12 protein-coding genes are annotated in these 7,272 nt (G+C 60.3%); 6 read left to right on the plus strand and 6 right to left on the minus strand.

Annotated elements, in window-relative coordinates; genetic code table 11:
- The first annotated feature begins 661 nt into the window (after positions 1-661).
- Genes DM450_RS25595 through DM450_RS25605 form a run of 3 tightly spaced genes read left to right on the plus strand, consistent with a single transcriptional unit; the run spans position 662 to position 1,944 of the window.
- The gene (locus tag DM450_RS25595; RefSeq protein WP_228168236.1) at positions 662-1,228 is read left to right on the plus strand and encodes a helix-turn-helix domain-containing protein; all 567 of its coding nucleotides are present in this window, start codon (positions 662-664) and stop codon (positions 1,226-1,228) included.
- 35 nt (positions 1,229-1,263) lie between these two features.
- Entirely contained in the window at positions 1,264-1,662 is a 399-nt protein-coding gene (locus DM450_RS25600; RefSeq protein WP_142640286.1) for a hypothetical protein, read from the plus strand.
- A 3-nt stretch (positions 1,663-1,665) separates the two neighbouring features.
- Positions 1,666-1,944, plus strand: coding sequence for a hypothetical protein (locus DM450_RS25605; protein WP_142640288.1), 279 nt, complete (start codon positions 1,666-1,668; stop codon positions 1,942-1,944).
- A gap of 35 nt (positions 1,945-1,979) precedes the next feature.
- On the opposite strand, the gene DM450_RS25610 is transcribed toward DM450_RS25605, so the two are convergent.
- The gene (locus DM450_RS25610) at positions 1,980-2,456 is read right to left on the minus strand and encodes a YkgB family protein (protein WP_010339850.1); all 477 of its coding nucleotides are present in this window, start codon (positions 2,454-2,456) and stop codon (positions 1,980-1,982) included.
- Between the two features lie 104 nt (positions 2,457-2,560).
- Between DM450_RS25610 and DM450_RS25615 the strand changes: the two genes are divergently transcribed.
- Positions 2,561-3,103: a MarR family winged helix-turn-helix transcriptional regulator gene (locus DM450_RS25615; protein ID WP_010339851.1), complete on the plus strand. Its 543-nt coding sequence runs from the start codon at positions 2,561-2,563 to the stop codon at positions 3,101-3,103.
- Positions 3,104-3,196: 93 nt separating this feature from the next.
- Here DM450_RS25615 and DM450_RS25620 read toward each other — a convergent pair whose 3' ends face one another.
- The 3 genes from DM450_RS25620 to mobQ form a co-directional block, all read right to left on the minus strand.
- Entirely contained in the window at positions 3,197-3,457 is a 261-nt protein-coding gene (locus DM450_RS25620) for a hypothetical protein (RefSeq protein WP_015449245.1), read from the minus strand.
- Between the two features lie 351 nt (positions 3,458-3,808).
- On the minus strand, positions 3,809-4,273 hold the full coding sequence (locus DM450_RS25625; RefSeq protein ID WP_142640301.1) for a GNAT family N-acetyltransferase: 465 nt from the start codon (positions 4,271-4,273) through the stop codon (positions 3,809-3,811).
- 212 nt (positions 4,274-4,485) lie between these two features.
- The gene (mobQ, locus tag DM450_RS25630) at positions 4,486-5,697 is read right to left on the minus strand and encodes a MobQ family relaxase (protein WP_142640291.1); all 1,212 of its coding nucleotides are present in this window, start codon (positions 5,695-5,697) and stop codon (positions 4,486-4,488) included.
- Positions 5,698-5,865: 168 nt separating this feature from the next.
- Here mobQ and DM450_RS25635 point away from each other — a divergent pair, with 168 nt between their 5' ends.
- Positions 5,866-6,141 (plus strand): hypothetical protein, encoded by a 276-nt coding sequence (locus tag DM450_RS25635; RefSeq protein WP_004213416.1) that lies wholly within the window; start codon positions 5,866-5,868, stop codon positions 6,139-6,141.
- A complete protein-coding gene (locus DM450_RS25640) occupies positions 6,134-6,577 on the plus strand; it encodes a hypothetical protein (RefSeq protein ID WP_142640293.1) in 444 nt (147 codons plus the stop codon). Before DM450_RS25635 ends, DM450_RS25640 begins: the two co-directional genes overlap by 8 nt.
- Before the next feature lies 1 nt (position 6,578).
- Here DM450_RS25640 and DM450_RS25645 read toward each other — a convergent pair whose 3' ends face one another.
- A complete protein-coding gene (locus DM450_RS25645; protein WP_142640295.1) occupies positions 6,579-6,944 on the minus strand; it encodes a type II toxin-antitoxin system HigA family antitoxin in 366 nt (121 codons plus the stop codon).
- A gap of 11 nt (positions 6,945-6,955) precedes the next feature.
- Complete coding sequence (locus tag DM450_RS25650; RefSeq protein WP_142640297.1) at positions 6,956-7,258, minus strand: type II toxin-antitoxin system HigB family toxin; 303 nt, start codon at positions 7,256-7,258, stop codon at positions 6,956-6,958.
- Positions 7,259-7,272 lie beyond the last annotated feature (14 nt).

Consider the following 7,272-nt stretch of genomic DNA (forward strand, 5'->3'; position numbering starts at 1 on the left):
ATTTCCCAATATGGGAAACAATCCTTATTTCCCAAGACGGGAAGCTGCATAGGTCAGTCCCGTTTGCCCTCTGGTGCCCGTCAGGGCACCGCCAAGCCCTTGGATGGCACAAAACACCCCAAAGCGCCTCCCTGCGTTCTATGGCCCGGAAATCGCCTCCTGCACCCCCTGATAGCCCAATTGCGACCTTGCAGCGTGTGCGACGTGGAAGGGATACGGATTCCTGTCCGTCATACGCCTAACGTGTGCCGCGACTAGCGGCACTCATTGTTCACTTTTTGTTCCTATCTAAAGGGGCTGCTTCGCCAGCGCTTAGGTCCGCGCTTGCACCCCCTTTAGATCATATAGAAGGGGAAGAAAAAACAATCTTATTAATCAATATGTTAGCAGGGGGGGGTGCGTCACCAGCTATGACGCACCCCTGCGTCACCAGCTATGACGCACCCCTGCGCCATTCTTGGCAATCCATTTACACTCTGTGTCCAATTTATTGACTTGAAATAGGTCATGCAAACCGCCATGCGTGTCAAATTATTGGACACAGATGACGCACCCCTGCGCCATCTGCGGAGGGTTTTTGGAAATGTCCGAGTTGGCGAAGCGACAACCACCAGGTCACTGGGTTCAAACGGAGCGAGCAGCCCATGAAGCATGGGCTAGTTTGATCGAGAAAGCCCCTAAAGCAGCCCAGTTAATGCACATCCTGACCGCACGAGTTGGTGAGCATAATGCTGTTGTCGTAAGCCAAAAGACCTTGGCAGCATTGATGAAATGCAGCCGTCGCACGGTCCAACGCGCCGTGGATGTTTTGGCCGAGGATCGCTGGATAGAAATTCGCCAGATTGGGGAAAATGGCACCGTAAATGCCCACATCATCAACGACCGGGTAGCATGGTCCGGTAAACGTGACGGCCTGCGCTACTCGTTGTTCAGTGCTGCGGTCATCATATCGGAAGCAGAACAGCCAGATTCTGAGGAACTGGGCCAACAAGCGCCATTACGGCGTTTGCCCTCCTTATTTCGAGACGAGCGCCAATTACCAAGCGGCCCCGGCACTCCCCCACCAGCGCAGCCGTTCCTTGATGGTATGGAACCAGACTTGCCTGCCACCCAACAGCAGGAACCTGACCCAGCGGTGCAGCAGGAACTCTCCCAACTTGTCACTGGCCTAGGTAACAAGCTCCGTGCATCCGATACATCGCCCGATGACGATGCAACCGGTATATAGATACTATACAGGCCAATTTAACAGCGAGTGACACTATGGGTATCACCCTAAGAGAAGCGTCAGAGAAGGTCGGTGTCACCCGCCAAACGCTTATGAAGGCAATCAAGACAGGACGTGTTTCCGCCGAAAAGTCAGACAATGGCGAGTGGCGCATTGAACCTGTCGAACTGTTCCGCGTCTGGCCCCCTGTAAACGGGGTGCAGCAGCCTTTACAGCCCGAATTAACAGGTGGTGACACCCCTAGTTTACAGGTTGAAAACAGGCTGTTGCGTGAGCAAGTTGCGGAACTGCGTGAAGAACGGAACGCTTGGCGGGAACAGGCGCAACGGCTTGCCCTGACCGATCAGCGCGCCGCCCCTCAACCTGCCCCCCAGCGCGGATTCTGGTCGCGTCTGTTCAGCCGCCAGGGCGACAGCCCTAGCGGCGAGGAATAAACGGTGGATGCTCTAACCGGCCCTTTATGGTCCCAAGAACAGGCCATTGCTTACGAGGTCGCGCTGGAGGCCATCAACGATGTGATCGCGGGATATAGTGAGCAGATCGCGCTAGAGCAGGCTCGTCCCTCGCCGAACACAGCCCGGATTGCTTGGCTGGAAATGCGGACCGATCAGGCCGTTTCAGTCCACCGCTCGCTCAACGTGTGCGATGACGGCAACGTGCAGCAGGCGATTTCCGAATTTAGCGCCATCGTCCGCGCAAGGGATGAAGGGCGCTGATCCTATAGCCCCCGTCGCTTTTCACCTGTTTGCCGTCACGCGTCTGCTGTCCGTATGGACGCAAGTAGAAGGCACGCTGATGCCGCAAGAAGCACCAGGTCCTTCAACAGGAACTGTCCGGTTCCGGCCGAAATCGCCGGGAACCCGCCAGCGGTCGGCTCGGCGACGCCAGGCGTGCTCAGGAAAAACGTCAGTGTCACGGCATAAGTCAGGCATGACATCGCCGCGCCGAGAGCGGAGGCCGTCTTGTTGAAAGCACCGATAATCAGCGCAGCGGCCGTCGCGAGCTCGACGGTGCCTATAAAATAGCTTCCACCCTGCACCCCAAAAACGGCCGGAATCCAGCTCATGATCGGACTGTTCTTCATCAATGGCGCGATGCCCATCGCTTCATAGCTCGTGAATTTCATGCAACCGAACCAGAGAAAGATGACCACCAGCGCCCAGCGCAGCAACGCGAGAGACCCGCGAGAGCCGGTCGTCTTTTCAGCTATGTGTAATGTCGAAAACATGGTGCCTCGCTTTCATCATGGCGCATGACCTGCCTTCATGCTTAGACAGGCGTGATATATGCGCTGCGCATACACTATACGCCGTCAATGAATGAGGCAACCCTTTGAACGTACTCTCGGACCGGCTCGTCAATCTGTTCGGCGCCCTCGCAGTGGGCATCACCGATCGAATTAAGAAGGCGGCATTCGACCCGACGATACCCGGCGGTGGCGAAACCACCGCGGCGATCGTCGTCATCGGTCACGCGACCGGTCTTTCGATCGACGAATTAGGACGGGTGCTAGGCTTGTCCCACGCGGGGACGGTGCGGCTTGTCGATCGATTGGTTGCAGCCGGGTTCGCCGTTCGATCCAAAGCGCTACGGGACCGTCGTGCAGTAGCGCTGATGCTCACTGAGGCAGGCGAGACTCGCCTATCTGCGATCCTGCAACGAAGAAACGAGACTTTATCCGAAATCCTTAGCCATGTCTCGAATGCTGACCGCCTCGTGCTGGAACGTATTGCCGAGACAATACTTGCGCAGATGTCTGACGACGCTGTCTCGGCGCTGACGATATGCCGGCTCTGCGACGAGAGGCGATGCTACAACTGTCCGATGGATGCCTTTGGAATGCTGGAGTCGTCGACGCATAGAGTCGACCCATAAGTGCGCGCAGAGACGCTTAGCGTATATCTGTGCCCGTTCTATGTCCTGACCCCATAAAGGTCTGCTCACATCCCCTGCCAGCGAAACAGGGCGTCAGCGCGGCACCCGGATGGAACCTTCCGCGATCCCCTCGGCGACATTGGAGAGCATGACGGCGTAGCGATGCAAACCGGGGAAGCGACCTGCGTTCTTGTCGATTTCACCGCCGTATCCGGCGTCGAGCAACGCCTTGAAGTCGGGCATCACGTCGAACATGCCGCCGAGCAGATCGATATCGGAGGCCCCGGTAAGCAACAGGGCGTTCGCATGGGCGTCGAGACGCTTCATCGTTTCCAGCATTTCGGTCCTGGTCATCGCATCCTGTCCGCTTGCGGGGTTCCATCGCCTAGCACGACGCGCCGGCCCTGTTCGCGAAAACCTTCCTTTCTGACGACCTCGCGGGCGGGCCATGACGACAACGCATTTCTGCGGCCCGCCGCTTGTCAGAACTGTTCTGGAAACCTGCTTCGCAAAAGCGCTTGCCGGCTACGGGTTTGGAGAGCCCATTGGCACGGAGCGTGAGCACAACGCCCCGTTTGCAAGCAGCGCCGGATGATGGCGAGCACACTGGCAGATAATTCGAGCAGGACGCTCCCCGCCAGTGGCAGAAAGCGTGAGCAGGAAATCAGGCTGTTTGCGAGCACACGCCGCTATGATTGCAAGCGCCTACAGGTAGAGGCCTAGAAACGACGCGCCGGGGACTGGATTGAAGGAAATCGGCTCGGCAGCAACAAAACCGAGAGCCTCATATAACTTGCGAGCGGGAATGAACTTGGCCTGCACGTCGAGCCTCATCTCTCTGTAGCCCACCGCGCGAGCTTCTTCGATCAGACGTTCAGCGAGGGCACGACCAAGATGCTGTCCCTGAGCATGGGGACGAACATAAAGTCGTTTCATTTCGCATATTTCGGGAGTGACTTGTCGCATTGCGACGCAGCCTTCGAGTTCGCCATCCCGATCCGCGAGCAACACGCATCCTTTCGGTGAAGCATATTTGCCCGGCAGGTTCGCAAACTCGGCATCGTTGTTTTGATAATCGAGATTTACCGGAGAATTGGCGATAAACTCGCGCCAGATGCCTAGCACCGACGCTTTGTCATCAGGGAAGATCGCGTGCCGGATGATCGTCATAGCATGAATGTCTTGCCGAAGATCATGGCTGCGATAAGGCACGTTTTTGAAAGTATTGTGGTGTGCGGAGCCACCGTCGAAAATCACATGATTCCGCGCATGGCTGGCCTGCCCGGTTACGACCGCGCCGCCGCCGCGATCTGGCTGCACGAAAAACCCTGACGGATTGGAAATCCGCACGAAAACCCCGATTTCAGGGTTTCCCGTCACCCTCATAGGCTCATGCCGCGATCCCGTTGCAGGACCAGCTCGCGCTCGTGGAGCAACTGCCCCACCGCCCGCGCCATTTGGGGTTCGCGCTGGATCTGCTCGATGTAGAGATCCTTGGTGTGCTGGTTCGCCCCGTTATAGGCGTCCACCGCCTTGCGGAGCGCCTCCGGGGTCGCCTTCCAGTCGCTGTTATGATCGCCATATCCGTGGGCGCCCGCCTCGCGCTTCCCGGCTATGCTCCTGAACTTTTCGGCCACCTTCTCCCGTTCCTGCGCCTGCTGGCGCTCCTGTGCCTGCTCACGCGCGCGCTCTGCGGCAAGCTGCTCCTGACGCTGCGCCTCGGCGGCATCGCGCCGATCGCGATCGACCGCGCCGCTCAAGGTCGCCGCGAACGCATGGAGTCTGCCCGATATGCGCTGCCCCGCATCGCGTAGCCACTCGGTCCCCCGCTCGATATACTGGCGCAGGCCGCGCCGCTCGATGACGCCGGCGTTGTGCTGGCCCACCATCGTCACCGGCTCATAGGCCCGCCCCTCCCGCATCGCCTGATGCTCGGCGCGGCGTTCCATCGCCGTCGCGCTCGGCCCCATATGCACGGTCGCCTCCTGCTCGATCCCCTGCCGCTGGTGACTGCGATGGTCCACCCGCTCCACGCTACCGGCACGCTCAAGGGCGACATTCTGCATCTCGGCCCACCGGCCCCGCCAGCGCTCGACCTCCCCGCTCGTCTTCTGGTCCAGTTCGCGGGTCTTCTCGCCCAGCCCTTCCGGGCCGATCCGCCGCGTCGTCGTCAGCAGATGGGCATGGTGGTTGCGCTGGTCGCCCTCGCGACCTGGTGCGTGGATTGCCACGTCCACCGCCACCCCATGCCGCTCGCTGATCTCCCGTGCGAGGCCCAGCGCAAGCTCGCGCCGCGCCTCGGTCGACAACTCGGCCGGAAGCGCGATTTCATATTCGCGGGCGACGGTGGAGTTCTTGCGCGTCTCGGCCTGCTCGGCGGCGTTCCAGAGCGCGGCGCGGTCGTTGGCCCATGCCGGGGCGTCGGCGGGCACGACAAGCGCGCTATGCTCGACGCCCTGCTTGCGGGTGTAATCATGGACGAGGCCGGTGCGCTCGTCCGTGATTTCGACGCCCGCACGATAGGCCGCCGCCGCCGTCGCACTGCGACCGGCTGAACGGCCTATCGTTTTCACCGCAAGATGGAAGCTCGCCATCGCCGCGCCCTACCTTAGCCATGCGGGAGCATGGCGCGGGCGATAGCCCGCTGGGGTTCAGGGGTATCCCCTGACGCACGCAAACGCAAGTTTGCATAAGTGCGCCCTTCCTCTCTTTCGTTCAGTCGGGTCCGGTGCTATCAATATCGCGTAGCGAAAGGATTGACCATGGCCGCTCCCACGCCAGAGGCTATCGAAAGCGCACGTCGCAAGGTCCAGCAGGCCAAGGCACGGTTGCAGGCATTGGAAGCCCGCGCCGCCACCCTGAACCGCAAGGCCGATGCTCGCCGCAAGATCATCCTCGGCGGCCTGCTCCTCGATGCCGCCATGAAAGACCCCGCATGGGAATCCCGCCTCAATGACCTGATGAACCGCATCAGCCGCGATCAGGACCGCAAGGCGTTCGAGGGCTGGACCTTCAAGGGAGGCCCCGCCGATGCCTGATCCCTTCGACCCCGCCGAGTTCGACGCGCCCCCTCCCTCCGACCCCGGCGCGGACTATCGCACCCTGCTCGACGCCATGCGAAAGGCCGGGGCCGAAGGGGTCGCCCAGCAGGTCGCCGCCCTGTCCCGCCAGATCGAGCAGGACGCCCGCCAGCGCGCCGAATGGACCGCACAGGCAGGCGCGGGGGTCGATGCCCTCCACCGGGCCGCTGGGGAGCTTCAGCGGATCAGCGCCGGGGTCTGGTGGGATCGCCTGAAGGATTGGATCACCGCCGCCCTGATCGGGCTGGGCCTGATCTTCGCCGCGGCCCTCGCCTACCGCTGGGCGCAGGAACCTAAAATCGAGCGCCAGCTATACGGATGCACCGCAAAATGGGACGCCAAGGCCCAGACGTGCAGGGGCAAGTGGGTGCCCCTCTATGAGCAACAACCCTGATTTAGCGGGATAATTGATATTCGCGGACAAGGACTGATGCAGGGACATGCCATGCCCGTTCGATTTTGCGGATCATGTGGAGGGTCAGTCCCCGCTTGCGAGCCAGAACCTCGGTCGCGCGCGATTGTCCGATCAGGGACGCCAGATCAGCACGGGTGCGCCCTTCCGCCTCCATAGCCGCCTCAATCGCTTCCACCGGGTCCAGCTTGTCGACCGGCCACCGCTTCCGCTCATATTCATCGACCAGTGTTGCCAGCACGTCGAGACGATCCTCGTCCGGGCTGCCCGCTTCCGCGTTCCAAAGCGCACGGATTTCGTCAACCGCCGCCCGATGGTCGTCATCGTTCCTGATAGGTCTGATATCCATTTGCCTGTCCTTCAAAACTGATCGACGGTCGCGGCGTCGATGCGGTCATATTCAGCGTGTGTCCCAATAAACTTTATGAAAGCGATCCCTCGCCGGAAATGGAATGCAACAATCATTCTATGATCGCCGCCCGCTACTTCGAATCTGACCCGCTCCGCCGTCACTGTTTTTGCTTTTGAAAAGTCCGCTATGACTTCGCTCGTCGAAGACCATGCCGCATTTTCCGCAACCTCTAGCCAATGGGTCAGCGACGCACGGGTCAGGGGATGCGTCGTGAAATAGGCCACGATGTTTTTGCGGGCGATGATCCTCATGGCCGCTCTATGCC

Source organism: Sphingomonas sp. IC081, assembly GCF_006874585.1.
In the GTDB taxonomy this organism is placed as follows: domain Bacteria; phylum Pseudomonadota; class Alphaproteobacteria; order Sphingomonadales; family Sphingomonadaceae; genus Novosphingobium.